14 protein-coding genes are annotated in these 16,614 nt (G+C 44.1%); 5 read left to right on the top strand and 9 right to left on the bottom strand.

Annotated elements, in window-relative coordinates; genetic code table 11:
• Nucleotides 1-191: 191 nt before the first annotated feature.
• The 5 genes from uvrA to Q1J64_RS01655 form a co-directional block, all read right to left on the bottom strand.
• Nucleotides 192-3,056, bottom strand: a complete 2,865-nt coding sequence (gene uvrA / locus Q1J64_RS01675; protein WP_301107360.1) for an excinuclease ABC subunit UvrA — start codon at nucleotides 3,054-3,056, stop codon at nucleotides 192-194.
• Nucleotides 3,057-3,063: 7 nt separating this feature from the next.
• Nucleotides 3,064-5,046 (bottom strand): excinuclease ABC subunit UvrB, encoded by a 1,983-nt coding sequence (gene uvrB, locus Q1J64_RS01670; protein WP_301107359.1) that lies wholly within the window; start codon nucleotides 5,044-5,046, stop codon nucleotides 3,064-3,066.
• 207 nt (nucleotides 5,047-5,253) lie between these two features.
• A complete protein-coding gene (locus Q1J64_RS01665) occupies nucleotides 5,254-5,511 on the bottom strand; it encodes an IDEAL domain-containing protein (protein WP_301107358.1) in 258 nt (85 codons plus the stop codon).
• Nucleotides 5,512-5,665: 154 nt separating this feature from the next.
• Nucleotides 5,666-6,874, bottom strand: a complete 1,209-nt coding sequence (locus tag Q1J64_RS01660; protein ID WP_301107357.1) for an ABC transporter permease — start codon at nucleotides 6,872-6,874, stop codon at nucleotides 5,666-5,668.
• Entirely contained in the window at nucleotides 6,858-7,604 is a 747-nt protein-coding gene (locus tag Q1J64_RS01655; protein ID WP_301107356.1) for an ABC transporter ATP-binding protein, read from the bottom strand. The genes Q1J64_RS01660 and Q1J64_RS01655 overlap by 17 nt, the downstream gene beginning before the upstream one ends.
• Before the next feature lie 120 nt (nucleotides 7,605-7,724).
• Between Q1J64_RS01655 and Q1J64_RS01650 the strand changes: the two genes are divergently transcribed.
• From Q1J64_RS01650 to Q1J64_RS01635, 4 genes are all read left to right on the top strand, one after another.
• A complete protein-coding gene (locus Q1J64_RS01650) occupies nucleotides 7,725-8,150 on the top strand; it encodes an HIT family protein (RefSeq protein WP_301107355.1) in 426 nt (141 codons plus the stop codon).
• 508 nt (nucleotides 8,151-8,658) lie between these two features.
• The gene (locus Q1J64_RS01645; protein ID WP_301107354.1) at nucleotides 8,659-9,015 is read left to right on the top strand and encodes a YtxH domain-containing protein; all 357 of its coding nucleotides are present in this window, start codon (nucleotides 8,659-8,661) and stop codon (nucleotides 9,013-9,015) included.
• A gap of 207 nt (nucleotides 9,016-9,222) precedes the next feature.
• On the top strand, nucleotides 9,223-9,786 hold the full coding sequence (locus Q1J64_RS01640) for an HTH-type transcriptional regulator Hpr (protein ID WP_301107353.1): 564 nt from the start codon (nucleotides 9,223-9,225) through the stop codon (nucleotides 9,784-9,786).
• Nucleotides 9,787-9,869: 83 nt separating this feature from the next.
• Nucleotides 9,870-10,055, top strand: a complete 186-nt coding sequence (locus Q1J64_RS01635; protein WP_301107352.1) for a hypothetical protein — start codon at nucleotides 9,870-9,872, stop codon at nucleotides 10,053-10,055.
• Nucleotides 10,056-10,100: 45 nt separating this feature from the next.
• Here the strand turns inward: Q1J64_RS01635 and Q1J64_RS01630 are convergent, their stop codons facing one another.
• A complete protein-coding gene (locus Q1J64_RS01630; RefSeq protein WP_153721013.1) occupies nucleotides 10,101-10,202 on the bottom strand; it encodes a YjcZ family sporulation protein in 102 nt (33 codons plus the stop codon).
• A gap of 145 nt (nucleotides 10,203-10,347) precedes the next feature.
• Here Q1J64_RS01630 and Q1J64_RS01625 point away from each other — a divergent pair, with 145 nt between their 5' ends.
• Nucleotides 10,348-11,280: a peptidylprolyl isomerase gene (locus Q1J64_RS01625; RefSeq protein WP_301107351.1), complete on the top strand. Its 933-nt coding sequence runs from the start codon at nucleotides 10,348-10,350 to the stop codon at nucleotides 11,278-11,280.
• 276 nt (nucleotides 11,281-11,556) lie between these two features.
• Here Q1J64_RS01625 and yhaM read toward each other — a convergent pair whose 3' ends face one another.
• The 3 genes from yhaM to Q1J64_RS01610 are packed head-to-tail and all read right to left on the bottom strand — an operon-like array spanning nucleotide 11,557 to nucleotide 16,566.
• Nucleotides 11,557-12,495 carry a 3'-5' exoribonuclease YhaM gene (gene yhaM, locus Q1J64_RS01620; protein ID WP_301107350.1) on the bottom strand — a complete coding sequence of 313 codons (939 nt, stop codon included), beginning with the start codon at nucleotides 12,493-12,495 and terminating at the stop codon, nucleotides 11,557-11,559.
• Nucleotides 12,495-15,350 carry an ATP-binding protein gene (locus tag Q1J64_RS01615; protein WP_301107349.1) on the bottom strand — a complete coding sequence of 952 codons (2,856 nt, stop codon included), beginning with the start codon at nucleotides 15,348-15,350 and terminating at the stop codon, nucleotides 12,495-12,497. The genes yhaM and Q1J64_RS01615 overlap by 1 nt, the downstream gene beginning before the upstream one ends.
• A 4-nt stretch (nucleotides 15,351-15,354) precedes the next feature.
• Nucleotides 15,355-16,566 carry a metallophosphoesterase family protein gene (locus Q1J64_RS01610; RefSeq protein WP_301107348.1) on the bottom strand — a complete coding sequence of 404 codons (1,212 nt, stop codon included), beginning with the start codon at nucleotides 16,564-16,566 and terminating at the stop codon, nucleotides 15,355-15,357.
• Between the last annotated feature and the right edge of the window lie 48 nt (nucleotides 16,567-16,614).

Genomic DNA, 16,614 nt, shown 5'->3' with positions numbered 1-16,614 from the left:
AAGTCATGTATATTTAGGGAACACATACTACAGATACATCCGAAAAAATATTTTTTGGTCTTACTCAGAACGCGATAAACCTTGTCACTATCGTATTTCCAAGAGGGAGTCGCCGCCTTGCACTCCAATCAACTAAGCAGTTTCAACATTGTAACTTTTCCTACCTAGAAAGTTAAAATGAACTCATATATTTATCTGCCAGTTTTCGCAATAAGCTCTTTCATGCGGTTGCGGTCGCGTTGGAGAATGGTTTTTAGATATTTACCTGTGTAGGACTCGGGTGTTTCTGCAACTTCTTCTGGTGTTCCGGTTGCGACGATTTGTCCGCCTTTGTCTCCGCCTTCCGGACCGATGTCGATGATGTAGTCAACGGTTTTGATGACGTCGAGATTGTGCTCGATGACGAGAACGGTGTTGCCGCCGTCAACTAGACGCTGAAGAACTTCTAATAGTTTTGCGATGTCGTGCACATGCAGGCCGGTTGTTGGTTCATCTAAAATATAGAATGATTTGCCGGTTGAACGTTTATGAAGTTCTGAAGCCAGTTTCACACGCTGGGCTTCACCGCCTGATAATGTCGTGGCCGGCTGCCCTAATTGGACGTAGCCAAGTCCGACGTCCACTATCGTCTGCAATTTCCGGTGGATTTTTGGAATGTTTTCGAAAAACACAACCGCATCTTCCACTGTCATTGCCAGTACATCCGCGATGTTTTTGCCTTTGTATGTTACTTCTAGCGTTTCGCGGTTATAACGTTTACCGTGACAGACTTCACATGGAACATAGACGTCAGGCAGGAAGTGCATCTCAATCTTAATGATTCCATCTCCGCGGCAGGCTTCACAGCGTCCGCCTTTAACGTTAAAGCTGAATCGGCCTTTTTTATAGCCGCGCACTTTCGCTTCATTGGTCATGGCGAAGACATCACGGATATCGTCGAATACACCTGTATACGTAGCCGGATTGGAACGTGGTGTACGTCCGATTGGAGACTGATCGATGTCGATGACTTTTTCAAGCTGCTCCACACCGCTGATCTCATCAAATTTACCCGGTTTTTGTTTCGAACGGTTCAGTTTTTGTGCCAATGTTTTGTGCAGAATTTCATTGACTAATGTACTTTTACCTGATCCCGAAACACCTGTCACTGCAATAAATTGGCCTAACGGGAAAGCGACATCCAAGTTCTTCAGATTGTTTTCTGTAGCTCCTTTGACGACGATGCTTCTGTCGTCTCGTTGTCTGCGTTCAGTAGGAAGCGGAATGAACTTTTCCCCGCTCAAGTATTTACCTGTCAATGACTTTTTGTTTTTCATCACTTTGGCTGGTGTACCGGCAGCAACAATTTCACCGCCTGCAACACCGGCTCCCGGACCGATATCAATTAGATAGTCCGCTGCCATCATTGTATCTTCATCATGTTCTACGACAATCAGCGTATTACCGATATCCCGCATGCTTTGCAGTGTCGCAATGAGTCGGTCGTTATCACGCTGATGCAGTCCAATGGAAGGCTCGTCCAAAATATAGAGTACACCTGTCAAACGCGATCCGATTTGTGTAGCCAGCCGGATCCGCTGCGCTTCACCACCGGATAATGTACCACCTGAACGGGACAGGTTCAGATAATCAAGACCTACGTTAATCAAGAACCCAAGTCGTTCCTGAATTTCTTTTAGAATCATATCAGCAATCTGGGCATCTTTTTCAGACAGTTCCAGCCCGTCGAAAAACTTCGTCGTTTCCACAATGGAACGCTCGGTAATCTGGCCGATATGCTGACCGTTAACTAAGACTGCCAGTGACTCCGGCTTCAAGCGATAGCCGAGACATGCAGGACAAGGATTCTCTGTCATATACTTGCCCATCTGTTCACGGATATAATCGGACGAAGTTTCATGATAACGGCGCTCTATATTGCGCAAGACACCTTCAAAATAAATATTGCTGTCACGTGTACTGCCGAATTCATTCGTATAGCGGAAATGGATCTTCTCTTTCGTCGACCCCTTCAGCAGCTTCTCTATATCTGAATCCGCCAGTTCGCCTACCGGCACATCCATATCGATGTTGTAATGCTTCGCTACCGTCTTAAGCAGCTCCGGATAATATTGAGAACTCGTCGGTTCCCAAGGCGCAATGGCATGCTCATTCAAAGTCAGGTCTTTATTCGGTATGACCAAGTCAGGATCTACTTCTAATTTCATCCCTAACCCATCACACTCAGGACAAGCACCGAATGGACTGTTGAATGAAAACATTCTCGGCTCAAGTTCTCCGATAGAGAATCCGCAAATCGGACAAGCGTGATGTTCACTGAAGAACAATTCTTCTTCACCAATAACATCCACTATTACATTGCCGTCAGCTAAGCGCAGTGCAGATTCCAGCGAGTCACTTAAACGTGTCTCTACGCCTTCTTTCATAACGATTCGGTCAATAACAATTTCTATCGTATGCTTTTTATTCTTATTTAAATCAATATTATCGTCGAGGTCCATTGTTTCACCATTGACACGGACACGGACGTAGCCTTGTTTCTTAATATCTTCTATTAACTTCGCATGTGTTCCTTTTCTTTCCGAAATGATCGGTGCCAATACTTGAATGCGAGTCCGTTCTGGCAGTTCTATAATTCTGTCCACCATTTGTTCGACCGTCTGCGTGGATATTTCTGTGCCATGCAGCGGACACACCGGCTTTCCTACTCTCGCGTACAGCAAACGTAAATAATCGTAAATTTCCGTAACGGTCCCTACCGTCGAACGCGGGTTTTTACTCGTCGTCTTCTGATCAATTGAAATAGCCGGGGAAAGCCCTTCAATGGAATCAACATCCGGTTTATCCATCTGTCCGAGGAATTGCCGCGCATATGAAGATAAGGATTCAACATACCTGCGTTGTCCTTCTGCATAGATCGTATCGAAAGCAAGTGAAGACTTACCCGAGCCTGACAGACCAGTTATAACGACCAGTTGATCTCTCGGAATTTTGACGGTAATATCTTTCAAGTTGTGGGCTCTAGCACCCTGTATCACAAGTTCTTTATTTTTCATCCAGATTCTACCTTTCTGCCTTCAGTTCTATCAGCGTATCACGCAGTTCAGCAGCTCTTTCGAAGTCCAGTGCTTTCGCCGCATCTTTCATCTCTTTTTCCACTTTGACGATCAGCAAGCCTTTCTCGTCCTTCGACAACTTCTTGCCTTCCGTTATCCGCTGTAAATACGATTCCGATTCTTCCGCCACTTGAGTTGCCCGGATTGCTTCACGAATCGGTTTACTAATTGTTTTCGGGGTAACACCATGTTCCAAGTTATACGCCATTTGAATTTCACGTCGGCGTTCAGTTTCACTGATTGCTTTTGTCATGGAGTCAGTCATCTTATCGGCGTACATGATGACCCGCCCTTCGGAGTTTCGCGCTGAACGTCCGATCGTTTGGATCAGCGCTCGCTCTGACCGCAAGAAACCTTCTTTATCCGCATCCAAAATAGCCACCAATGAAACTTCCGGAATGTCGATCCCTTCCCGTAACAAGTTAATGCCGATCAGGACATCGTACGTACCGATACGCAGGTCCCGAATAATTTCCGTACGTTCCAGTGTCTTGACTTCAGAATGAAGATACTGCACTTTAATACCGATATCTTTCAAGTAATCAGTCAGATCTTCAGACATCTTTTTAGTTAATGTGGTGATCAACACCCGTTCATTGCGCTCAATACGCAATTGAATTTCATCCAATAAATCATCAATTTGCCCTTCAATCGGGCGCACTTCGATTACAGGATCCAAAAGACCTGTCGGACGAATGATTTGTTCTACCATTTTATCTGTATGTTCAATTTCATAAGGTCCGGGCGTTGCCGAAATATACATCGCCTGGCTTATATGCTTTTCAAATTCCTCAAACATCAGCGGACGGTTATCAAGCGCAGACGGCAGGCGGAAACCATGGTCCACCAGCACTTTCTTCCGTGCTTGGTCCCCGTTGTACATTCCGCGGATTTGAGGTAGTGAAACGTGGCTTTCATCCACCACGATCAAGAAATCATCAGGGAAATAATCCAGCAGGGTATAAGGTGTCGCTCCTGCTTCACGCAACGTCAAATGTCTTGAATAGTTTTCAATTCCAGAACAGAAACCCATTTCCCGCATCATTTCCAAATCATAGTTCGTGCGTTGTTCCAATCGCTGCGCTTCCAGCAACTTATCATTTTCACGAAGGTATTTCAGCTGTTCTGCAAGCTCGATTTCAATATTATCTATGGCTTTCAGTAATTTTGATTCTCGCGTAACGAAGTGGGATCCCGGGAAAATTGCGACATGTTCACGGTCCCCAATTACTTCTCCTGTCAGTGCATCGACTTCACGAATCCGTTCGATCTCATCTCCGAAAAATTCTAACCGGATACAGCGTTCATCGCGCGCCACCGGAAATACTTCCACGACATCTCCTCTGACACGGAATGTTCCACGCGTAAAGTTGATATCATTCCGTTCATATTGGATATCTACCAGTTTGCGCAACAGTTCATTCCGTGGAATCTCCATACCTGTTCGTATGGAATAGACCATTTCATTGTATTCTTCCGGAGATCCCAAACCGTAAATACAGGATACGGACGCTACAATTAGGACATCATTGCGCTCAAATAACGCACTAGTAGCGGAGTGACGCAGTTTATCGATTTCATCATTAATAGAAGAGTCCTTTTCAATATAAGTATCTGTCTGTGGCACATAGGCTTCAGGCTGATAAAAATCATAGAAACTGACGAAGTACTCTACCGCATTATCTGGAAAGAACTCTTTAAATTCACTATATAGTTGACCGGCCAACGTTTTGTTATGAGCAATGACCAGTGTAGGTTTATTTATTTCAGTCAGGACATTCGAAACGGTGAACGTTTTACCAGTTCCTGTAGCACCTAATAACGTTTGATGCTTTTTACCTTCTTTTAGGCCGCTGACAAGGCTTGCGATCGCGGATGGCTGATCTCCTTGTGGTGTATAGGGCGCCTGCAATTGAAAAGTTTCATTCACACAATTCCACTCCTATTCTTAAATAGATCGTCCTTCTATTTTACCACAGGATGCGGTTTTTCAAAAGAATAAACGAACGTACGTTTTAAGAACACTACGTATGTATCTATTATTACCCTTTCAGAAGCGAAAATAACTCCTATCTCCTCCAGGCTATAACAAATTAAAAAAACACTACACAGATGTTGTCTGCATAGCGTCTTTTCATTATTTCTCTTTATATTCATATCCTTGCACTTGCTTAAATTCATCTAATTGCTGCGTATACATATCAAATGCTTCTTCATCGCGGCGATCTAGAGCGTCATCAATAAGTTTCATAATCCGGGTTTGCGTCTGCTCCCAATGAATGTGCTGTAAAAAAAGATCCCAATAGATTTCGTTCAGCAACTTTTCTGCTTGGAGAGAAGTGCTGTTGTTCCCTACGGCTTTCAAAAATTCAGCATATGAGTTGTTATTGTTCATCTCTCTCACCCCTGTTACCTTTTAGTAATTATATATGCAACGAAACCCAGAATGCAACCACTATACTAAATATTCGAACTTTTGGATGATTTCTATTTAGTTAGCCAACTTGACGCTAGGTATATATATTCAGATAATTCAGTTCGGTTGGGCGTTATAATACTTCCTGTTCTTTCGTCAAACGAATCGTTGCTTCTCCAACAATCAATGCAACAGCTGCAATCAGTACAGGAATCAGACTTAATCCGTACAGCGGTAAGGCAGCCGCCAACAAGATAATCGCCTGAAGTATGAGAAGTTTTCTGACAAGCGAACGAACTGCTTTCACTTGAGATTTTTCTGCTTCTTCAGGGAATAACTGATCCATGGTGAATTCTACACGGCCCTCAAGAGCCAAAACCAGCTGAACTGCAGTCGCAAATGCTAATGCACCAACGAAAATGAATGACACAATCGGTATAGGTATTAAAAATGCACCAAGTGCGGATAATGCTGTCAGCCTCACCCACAGCCAAAATGTATCATCTGTGCGGATAAATGTACGTCCAACCAGATACGTTTGTACATCTCCTCTATTAAATGTGGCGTTCTTCATGGCAAATTTCAGCCAGTTTCGTTTACTGACAGAACCGACCAAGTGCGGCACTTCTGTGAAATAGTTAGCAAATCGATAGAAACGCATCATGCGGTTCTGTTCCAATTCTATGAATTGTTCATATGGGAATGGTTTTTGACTTGCCTGCTTCTCCCACCATTTCATATAAAGTAGCGCTGCCAATAAACCAATGAAAAATGCAACCGGGCTCCACACTAATGTGAAGTAAATCGTCAGAAATGCCAGCAGTAAGCGAATGATTCGATCTGGCCAGACAAATTTGTGCTTTGCGATTCTTACACTGTATTCAGAGCCTACAAATAAACCTTTGATTCCAATGATCAGCAGGACAAGTAATATATAGTCCATACCTGATCCTATTTCCGTAGCCTTCAATAAAGGAAGCGATACAATAGCTGCAACTAAAGGTAGCGGCAGCTGCGAAAAAGTCGACCATGTAATCGCCCGTTTCATATACCCCGGCAGCTTGTCCTCCAAAGGCAGAAAGTAGACGATATCAGCAGGCTCGAGTAACGTCGTTGGCGCTGCTTTCATTAATAACAACGCAATTACACCTGATACGATCAGAGCAGACGGAAAATCGACGGGCACCTCTTTCAACCATTCGCTATAAGCATAACCACCCGCTCCAATTGCGAACATGAAGACAATGGCTAAATGTCCTGTGAATACATAGCGCATATACTTCTGGAGTTCATTTATATAATGAAAGAAGCGTTTGCCCCAAATATCATACATAGTGTTCATTTTCAGTTTCCTCAGTCATTGCGATATATAGATCATCAAGTGTGGCATTAGGACGTCCAAATGCCTTACGCAAATCATCCATTGTGCCGTTCGCACGCACTCGACCTTCATGCAGCAGGATAATTCTGTCACAGTATTTTTCTGCAGTAGCCAAAACGTGTGTTGACATCAAGATAGACGCACCAGCATTCTTACGCTCAATGATCTGGTCAAGCAATGCACGAATGGCAAGCGGATCCAAGCCGACAAACGGTTCATCAATGATATACAGTTTGGGTTCCACCAAAAATGCACACATAATCATGACCTTCTGGCGCATCCCTTTGGAGAAATGAGCGGGAAACCACTTCAGACGTTTCTCCATGCGAAATTCTTTCAGCAATTGTTCAGTACGTGCTTCGAATTGTTGCTTGTCCAATCCGTAAGCCATCGCAGTCATTTCTAAATGCTCAAGCAACGTCAGTTCTTCATAAAGCACCGGCGTTTCAGGAATATAACTGAACGACTGCCGATAATGTGCTTTGTCACTGAATGTCGCCCCATCAATTTTTATTTCACCTTCAAGAGGGTTCATAAGTCCGATAATATGTTTGATTGTCGTACTTTTACCTGCACCATTCAGTCCAATCAACCCGACCAGTTCGCCCTTTTCAATCTGAAAGGAAAGGTCGTGCAGAACAGGTTTGCGGGTATAACCGCCTGTTACATGTTCTAATTCTAAAATTGCCATCGTATTTCCTCCAATCTTCCTTTTCATTTTACCAAAGAATTTATAAAAATGCTTAGTCCGCCTTAGTTAACTATTTGAAAATATGCTACAATACATCCAAACATGAAAGGAAGTGTAGAAATGGCCTCATGTATTTTCTGCAAAATTGTTGAAGGCTCCATTCCGGGAGAAAAAGTTTACGAAGACGAGCATGTCATCGCTTTTATGGACATCATGCCAGTCACTAAGGGGCATGTCCTTCTAATTCCTAAAAAACACTGTGAAAATTTGTATGATATGACAGAAGAAGAAGCTGCCAACTTATTTAAAGCAGCGCCTAAGATCGCAACAGCTTTAAAAGAAGAGTTTCAGCCGGCAGGAATGAACCTGCTGCAGAACAACGGCTCTTTCGCTGGACAGACCGTCTACCATTTCCACATGCACTTGATTCCAAGATACGACAAGTCAGACGGCTTCCAACTAGAGTTCCAGCCAAAAGTAGAGCAGTTCCCTACAGACGTCCTGACCGAACTCGCTGCGAATATTAAACAGCGTTTGGATGCATAAGATAGTTACTAGTTAGTGAACAGTGTGCTTTTAAAGAATTAGTATGCAGTTTGGGGATTTCCGCTTCAGCCGGTACGCTTTCCGGAGTGTCCCTCTGGAACCAAGGGAAACAGTATCCCCCTAACACTATCTCTAGCTAACAAACATTCTACTATCACAAGTTAAACTAAATTTTTCACATGATAAGAGGTATTATGTCCAGCCAACTAAGTTGGTTGGAGTGCAAGGCAGTCTAAGTACGCCGTGTCAAAGTGCCTTAATTTCTGAAAAACACAGAAATTAAGGCAAAGCGAACCCTTCGTTGTTCGCTTGGCTCACCGCGGGTCCGCAAGACACGCGTCCGCCTGGAACGGAAATCAACGCTACAAGATAGCTTATAGAATACAGGTTTATAAATTCAACTATAGAATGCTTTTCCTCGCATAATAATTTCACGTGTTCTCTTGCCTAGGCTTAGGTTCACGTGCTTTAATAAAATAAACTACTAATCAAAAGGAGTGTTTTCAACATGAAAGCGTCTACATTCTTTATTGGACTGGCGGCTGGTGCCGTCACTTCCGCCATCACTGTTCTATACTCCACACCGCAGCCCGGCAGCGAGCTGCGATCCAGTGTAAAATCCGCTTCACTCGACATGAAAGACAAGCTGAAAGATGTTAAAGGGAAAGTCGACGACCTTAAAGATTCGGTAACCAACCTGTCTAAAGAAGCAAAAGAACTTGTCCCGGAGACAGTCGAAGAAATGAAAGACTCCGTAGCAGACTGGAAGCGTTCAACAGAACATAACAAAAAAAGATTAGAAAAAGAGATTTCAGCCATCCAAAATGCCTTGGACGATTTAGAAAAGTCCATAGGTAGTCAATAAATCATATTCACCCCCCTCTGTATATCAGTTCAAACACCTGGCTGATCATCAATGTGTAAGGAGAGGCTGCAGAATACAGTTTGGTAATTTCCACTCTGTTCTGTAGGCACTTACACTCAGTATCAGTTAAGTTATTATTCCGTCTTTTTTAATTGTTGTTTTTTTGGTATAATAAATAAAAATGATGGAAAGAAAGCAGGTGCCCTGATGGCAGAGCAGAATATTTCACGGAAAGACGCCATGATCTTCAACCAACGCGTCGCCCAAATGTCTAAGGCATTATGGAAAGCAGTTGAAAAAGATTGGCAGCAATGGATCAAACCTTATGACTTAAATATTAATGAGCATCACATTTTATGGATTTCTTACCACATGGAAGGCGCCACGATTTCGGATATCGCGAAATTCGGTGTAATGCATGTTTCTACTGCATTCAACTTCTCGAAGAAACTCGAACAGCGGGAACTATTATACTTTTCAAAGAAAAATGATGACCGCCGCAATACATATGTGACTGTTACGGACGAAGGCAAAAACTTGCTGATCGAGATGAACGCAAATTATCACAATGAGGATTACAGTATTCTTAAAGGTTCTTTGCCAATCAGAGACATCTACGGCAAATTCCCTGAGTTTCTTGAAGTGATGTCCGTGCTGCGTAATATTTACGGAGATGACTTTATGGATATTTTTGAAAAAGGTTTCCAAAATATCGAAAAGACTTACGAAGATTCAAATGATTATCTTCAGAAGTCCAAAATAGAATCTTAAGATCAGCAATTCGGTTTTTTTCTTTTGGGTATAAATTCTGCTATGATGGTACAGACACAGAAAGCATAACGAGGAGGTCAATAATGGTTATTACGGTTACCATTCTTTTTTCACTGTTTTATCTATTCCAAATTAATAAGATGACATTTGCGCTTTGCCAATCCAAAGAGATTCCAGAGGAGAAGCAGCCGAAAATCTATCGGACGGTAAACATTCTTATCACAATCCTCATCTTATCCTTATATGTAGAAGTCTTCTTTAGTGCATAAAACGGCTATGTAGCCCCGCCCCTCGTTAAAGGGAACGGGCTTTTTTTAATACAAGTACGCTGCACCGACAATAATCAACAAGATAAACAATACAACAATTAGAGCAAAGCCGGATGTACCTGCTCCGCCTTGGTTATAACCGCTCATGGAGGCACCCCCTTTCACACTGTATCTTATGCGAAGCAGGAAAAAGGCGGTTGGGCGATTGAAAAGATGGAACCTTTTTGTTTTTCAAACGTTTTATGCTATAGTGTTACCTTGAAATGATATTTAGATTAGGGGAGTTATTTAAATGAAAAAGAAAATTTTAGTCTTTACACTCGCAGCATCTGTTGCAGCTTTATCTGCTTGTTCCGGTAGCGGAGACAGCGAAAAAGTCATGACGTCTAAAGCTGGTGACGTAACAAAAGAAGAATTCTACAAAGAAATGAAGGACTCCGTCGGCGAGCAAGCAATGCAGATGATTGTTCTCGAAAAAGTTCTTGAAAATAAGTATAAAGTCGACGAAAAGCAAGTAGACGAAGAGTTTAACAAAAACAAAGAACAGCTAGGTGAAAACTTCGAAGCATTCTTGGCGCAGCAAGGTCAGACTCCTGATAGCTTCAAGAAAATGATCCGTCTGCAAAAGCTGCAAGAAGCGGCATTGACTGACGGTGTAGAAGTTTCTGACGAAGAATTAAATAAGCGTATTGAGGAATCTCAGTCTGAGATTAACGCGCGTCACATTCTTGTAGAAGATGAAGAAACAGCTAAAGAAGTAAAAGGAAAACTGGACAAGGGAGAAGACTTTGCGAAAGTAGCGAAGGAATATTCGACAGATCCAGGATCTAAAGAAGAAGGCGGCGACTTGGATTGGTTCGGTTACGGTGTTATGGTTCCTGAATTCTGGGAGGCAGCTTATCACTTAGAGCCAGGCACAATCAGTGAGCCAGTTCAGTCTGATCACGGTTTCCACATCATCGAAGTAAAAGAAAAGCGTCAAAAGAAAGATGAAAAAATCACTGATGAAAAGAAAGAAGAAATCAAACACGAGTTATTGATGGAGAAATCTGACGAGAACGAGCTGTTGACTAAGGTTTCTAAATTAGTGAAAGAGGCAGATGTGAAGATTAAAGATGAAGATCTTAAATCAGCACTTGACCTGTTCAAAGAGCAGCCTGCAGCAGAACCAGAGGAAGCTCCTCTAGTTGAAGAAGAAGATGAAAAGACGAAAAAAGAAAAATAATAGACGATTTGCCCCACCGGCTGTGCGCCGGTGGGGCTTTTTGTTGTTGTGGATTGTCTTCAATGAGCGAACAGCGGACACTTATGATCACTTGCGCTGCCTCAATGATCAGCTGTAGGGTCTCTATGATCACTCGCCGGTAAGGTATGAGCGGTAGCGCGGTTTGTATGAGCGCCAACATGCTTTTTATGATTACCAGCCAGAATAAAAAAGAATTCAAATAAAAAATCAGGCCGCTTTGACTGAGCAACCTGATTTTTCATTTGGATACTACACTTATTCGAATGTAGGTTTATAGAATGAACGATTATCGAGTGGAAATACGCGTTCTGAAAACTCTCCGGGTTTCGTCTTAGACATAACGCGGTTGAGCATATTCATTTTCGCATCGATATTATCGATATAATGCAGGATCTCCGCTTCTTTCAGCATCGGCCGTTTCGGGCTTCCCCACTCTTCTTTTCCGTGATGAGAGAGAACCATATGCTGCAACAGCATGACCTCTTCGCCTTCAATCTCCAGTTCATCTGCCGCTTTGGCAATTTCATTGACCATAATGGTGATATGACCAAGTAGATTTCCTTCTATTGTATATTGCGTGCCGACAGGTCCTGAAAGCTCCACGACTTTACCGATATCATGCAGGATAATGCCCGCGTACAATAAATCTTTATTGAGCGTCGGATACAGTTCTGCGATGGCTTTTCCAAGCTTCAACATCGACACGACGTGATCCAGTAAACCCGTTACATAGTCATGATGATTTCTTGTGGCAGCAGGATAGAGCATGAAATCTGCCTGATGCTTCTTTATTAGATGGCGAGTGACCCGCTGGATATCTGGATTTTTCATCTCGAAGAAATATTGCATTAATTCCTCGAACAATACTTCTTTGCTCTTTTCAGCAGATGGGACTAAATCCGCGATCGTCACGCCTTCTTCTTCCTTCACCGGACGGATGGCCTTGATGCGCAGCTGATTTTTCCCGCGGTACTCATGAACTTCTCCGCCAACTTTTACAATTGAAGCAGCTTGATACAAACGCGCCTGTTCTTCTCCTGTATCCCACAGCTTTGCTTCGAGATCGCCGCTTTTATCTTGGAGAATCAACGTCATAAACGGACTTCCCTGCTGTGTGATGCCTTTAGTCGCCTGCTTAATCAATAAATACATATCCACCGGTTCTCCAGCTTGGTGTTCCATTAGTTTTTTCATCAATCGATCTCTCCTTTAACCTTTTTACCGATCTCGACTTTATGTACATCACTTGACCACTTTGCTTCCCTATCTGAATGGCAAGTAAAATATAAAAATTGATGAGATGGCTCTAATGCTTTAATAATTTCTATCATACTCGAAAGTCTTTCATTATCAAAGTGAACAAATGGATCATCCATAATAATCGGAAATGGTGCTCGGTCTGAAAGTGCAGAAGCCAAGGCTAGCCGTAATGAAAGATACGCTTGTTCTTTTGTTGCCTGGCTCAGTTCATTCATCATAAATGACTGGCCGTCATACGTCACAGCCTGGAAATATCCTTCCACCGTCAAACCGAGTGTGCGGTAGCGCCCGCCAGTTAAGCGGCTGAACCATTCATTCGCCAGTTTAAGAACAGCCGGTAGCTGATGCTCTTTCCATTCACTCATCGTCTGTCGGATCGCTTCTGTCACGGCTTTTCGGACCGTCCACTGTTGTGCAAGGTCCGCAAGCTCTGCTTTTCGCATTTCGAACAATTGCTGAAGTTCACTTAGCGCTCCACTTTTGCCCAGCTCTGTAAGCTCATGGTCGACCTTGACCTGTTCATCCACTAATTCCGTCACTTCCTCACGAAGAGCTGTCAGGCGCTCTGCAGTGGCTTCCCGGCTGCGCTCAAGTTCAGGCAGCGTCCAATCAGCATTCAAAGGCTCATCACCATACAGAGAAAGCTGCGAATGAACTTCCCGAAGTTGCCTCTTTAATAGCTGTGCTTGCTGGTCGTCTTGATAAGCTGTATAGAACTGTTCTTTTTCCGAAACCTTTGTCAAATCGAACAGTGTTTGAATTTCCGCTTCAATCGACTGTAGCAGTGCTTCTGTCTCTTGAATTTCGCTCTGAAGTTTATCAAGTGTCTGCTCGCGGCTGTGATATTTTCCAAGCAGTTCTTTTTGATTCATCAATTCCTGGCGCAGTCGTTCGTACATTGCACTTTCCGGCACAGGTCCGAGCAGTTCTTCCACTTCATCTATCCGCTCCTGCAGCTGCTGTTTGCCTGCCTGTAGCCGCTGACGCCATGTTTGCTGCTCTGCTGAAGTATCCTGCAATTCACGCAGCAGTCGGAAGCTCTCCTGAATATTGAACGTCAAATCGATTGGATCGTCTTGCACAGCCTTCTCGAGTTCATTGGCTGCCTGCTGTTTTTGCTGATGCAGCTGTTCCATTTCTGAAACTAGATTCGTTAATTTGCGCTCCATTTTTTCAATCTCTGTAAATATAAGCTGCTGTTCACGTTTCTGTACTTCAAAACGTTCAGTTAAACTTTCCATTTCAGCTGCTAACGGTTCATTAGCCCGAATAAATTCCAGCTGTTCTTCCAATGAAGCCGGCTGTTTCTTCCACAGCCAAAATCCTGCCGCTACACTGACAACGCCCACAATCACAAACAGCCATTGCTGCTGCCACATACTATATGCGCCTATCATGAGCCCGATGACGAGTAAGAACAGCGGAACCATGCGGCTCGTTGATTGTTGATCTGCAACAGACAGCATGACTTTCGCTTCCGCCAGCCTGCGTTTGATCTCCGGCCACTTCTCGAGCTTCTTCATTTCCTCCTGTGTAACCGCCTGCTGCTCAAGCCGTTGTTTTCGCTGCTCTGCTTCCTCGCGCTCATTTTCCGCTTCCGCCAACATACGATTCAAAGCCTTTATCTGTTGTTCTGCATCTTTCTGCTGCTCAATTAAAGGTTCCAGCTGCCGTTCACGCTGAATTGAAATATCCAGATCCCCTATTGCCTCTAGCTGAATATCTGTTAGTGCCAGACGATGTTTAAGCTGCAGTTTCTTCGTCTCAAGCAGTCTGATTTCCTGTTCAGCAGAAAGTGTGTCTGTGCGCATTCGATGCCATTCCGCTTCTTGCGCAGTCCACCGTTCAAGCAATTGCCGTTCATTGTCGGGCCTCAATTCAACTAAATCTGCCTGCCATTGCTGCCGTTCCTTCAACAAACGCTGTTTTTTTATTTCCAGCTCAGCCTGTCTGCTTGCCAGCTCTTCATAGCGGCGGATGCCTTCTGCAGGGAATTGTACATCAGGAAGCGCAGACAACTGTTCAGTCAGCTGACGTTCTTGCTGCTGCAGCGGCACGACTTGCATAGCCAGCACTTGTTCATCTGCCTGCTTATGCAATTGCTGTTCTTCTTCCCGCAGTGCCTTCACTTGCTTCTTCAATTCCTGCTGACGTTCCGTTAATGGCTCAAATGCCGCAAGTTTCTGCTGTTCTTTTTGCATCGCCTGTTCCAGCTCTTTAATTTCTGCAATCTTTTGATTCATCGGCGGCACTCTGCCCGACTTTTTGAATAAATCGGATGCTTCTTTCTCCAATCGCTTTTCCACTTTCCAAAGCGAATCAAGACCTGTCGTGCCTGATGCCAGCAATGTCCGGCTCAGATCATCCTCATCCATTTTCTCCAGCCCCTGCAATTGAAACAGCGAAAATGAAAACACCGCTTCAAAAGCCTGCCTATCGTAGCCGCGAAGCAATACTTTCAACTCTTCTTCACCAGCCGTGCGTCCGTCTTCAAAACGAATGGTCACGTCACCGGAAGATTTCCCGCGCACGCGTTCAATCATCCAATCGCCAAACTCCGCGTCCTCTATATACAGACACCCGCCGTACTTGCCGCCTGTCTTTGGTTCATAGCGCAGCTCCTGCTGATTCTTTTGCGGGAAACCGAATAAAATATGCAAGATCGCCTGCTGAATCGTAGTCTTCCCGGCTTCATTCGGTCCGTACAGCAAATTCATACCAGCCTGCAAATTAATTTCTACATTCTCATGACGGCCAAACCCATACAGGACGATCTTTTTAATATTCATTGGATTATCCCTCCTTCAGCAATTCTGCAGCCAATAAAGCCGCAGCTTGCTGTTTCAGCTGCTCCGTATCATTCGGAGTCAAGCGTTCTAAATACCGGCCTGCCCGATGGCTGTAGATGTCCTTTACAAGTCCGTCCCATTCATCCGCCTGCCAGCTTTCTAGCGTCTGTTCAACCGGCTCCAACAATGCTTTCGGCACCTCATCATTGGAAACAGCCGGCCATTCAATTGAAGATATCCATACAAACGGTTCGATTCCGCTGTATTGCTCCCTCAAAATGTCGAGCCACTCCGCTTCCGAAGACGCACGTTGCAAATCGTTTGCCAGCCCTTCCATATCTTCCATAACTAGTTCTACGACTGCACTGCCCGATTCTGCGACAAGCCCGGCAATTGCTTCCTGGCACCTGGTCACCCAGTCATCCGCATAATCAATACCTTCACAGGAAACGGTCAGACGGTTGAAAACAATATCTGAAGTTCCAACGAATTTCAGTGAAGCTTTCTCACGCGTAATCGATACATCATAAAACCCCTTCAAACCTTGCTCTTTCCGGTGCCGCCCCTGCAGATTACCAGGATAAACGACAGGGGGTTCTTCCGCTAACTGCTGACGCTTATGGATATGGCCGAGCGCCCAATAGTGATAATTCTTTTCCTGCAGCTCACTTACAGTAAACGGCGCATAGACAGCGTGTGCCGCATCTCCCGCCACACTTCCATGCAAAAGTCCGATGTGGATTCCGTCACCTGAAGCGACTGGATAATCCGCGATCATCGGCTCTGTCACATGGCGCTGCGGATAGCTGAATCCATGCAAATAGACTGTCTCATCTCGCACAGACAGCTGCTTTTGCTCCACTTCTTCAGAAAACACCTGTACATTAGCAGGCAATGAAACTCTCGTCCAGCTGCCCGCCAAATGATCATGATTGCCATAGGTAATAAAAACGGGGATTTCTTTTTCAAAAAGACGCTGCATACCTTGCTGGAAACGAATTTGCGCACGCAGGCTGCGGTCTTCTCCATCATATAAATCGCCTACGATGACAATGAAATCTGGCTGAACCTTCACTGCATAGTCAATAAAACGGTCAAATGCCGCAAAAGTAGATTGTTGCAGTCTGGCCAATTCATTCGAACCTGCTGCTGTCATACCTTTAAATGGGCTATCCAGATGCAGATCCGCTGTATGTAAAAAACGGATTGTCTCCATTGTTGCACCTCTTTCGTCGAATACTCGTTCTCTATTTTACCATAAGCG

The sequence above is a fragment of the Sporosarcina sp. genome (genome assembly GCF_029257255.1).
Taxonomy (GTDB): Bacteria; Bacillota; Bacilli; order Bacillales_A; family Planococcaceae; genus Sporosarcina.
Note: the sequence above shows the minus strand (reverse complement) of the source record. Positions and strands in the feature narration are given on the sequence as shown.

Excerpts from the sequence above, each read along its gene's own strand:
- uvrA (WP_301107360.1), bottom strand. The coding sequence starts at position 3,056 with ATGAAAAATAAAGAACTTGTGATACAGGGTGCTAGAGCCCACAACTTG.
- Q1J64_RS01665 (WP_301107358.1), bottom strand. The coding sequence starts at position 5,511 with ATGAACAATAACAACTCATATGCTGAATTTTTGAAAGCCGTAGGGAAC.
- Q1J64_RS01660 (WP_301107357.1), bottom strand. The coding sequence starts at position 6,874 with ATGAACACTATGTATGATATTTGGGGCAAACGCTTCTTTCATTATATA.
- Q1J64_RS01655 (WP_301107356.1), bottom strand. The coding sequence starts at position 7,604 with ATGGCAATTTTAGAATTAGAACATGTAACAGGCGGTTATACCCGCAAA.
- Q1J64_RS01650 (WP_301107355.1), top strand. The coding sequence starts at position 7,725 with ATGGCCTCATGTATTTTCTGCAAAATTGTTGAAGGCTCCATTCCGGGA.
- Q1J64_RS01645 (WP_301107354.1), top strand. The coding sequence starts at position 8,659 with ATGAAAGCGTCTACATTCTTTATTGGACTGGCGGCTGGTGCCGTCACT.
- Q1J64_RS01640 (WP_301107353.1), top strand. The coding sequence starts at position 9,223 with ATGGCAGAGCAGAATATTTCACGGAAAGACGCCATGATCTTCAACCAA.
- Q1J64_RS01635 (WP_301107352.1), top strand. The coding sequence starts at position 9,870 with ATGGTTATTACGGTTACCATTCTTTTTTCACTGTTTTATCTATTCCAA.
- Q1J64_RS01630 (WP_153721013.1), bottom strand. The coding sequence starts at position 10,202 with ATGAGCGGTTATAACCAAGGCGGAGCAGGTACATCCGGCTTTGCTCTA.
- Q1J64_RS01625 (WP_301107351.1), top strand. The coding sequence starts at position 10,348 with ATGAAAAAGAAAATTTTAGTCTTTACACTCGCAGCATCTGTTGCAGCT.
- yhaM (WP_301107350.1), bottom strand. The coding sequence starts at position 12,495 with ATGAAAAAACTAATGGAACACCAAGCTGGAGAACCGGTGGATATGTAT.
- Q1J64_RS01615 (WP_301107349.1), bottom strand. The coding sequence starts at position 15,350 with ATGAATATTAAAAAGATCGTCCTGTATGGGTTTGGCCGTCATGAGAAT.
- Q1J64_RS01610 (WP_301107348.1), bottom strand. The coding sequence starts at position 16,566 with ATGGAGACAATCCGTTTTTTACATACAGCGGATCTGCATCTGGATAGC.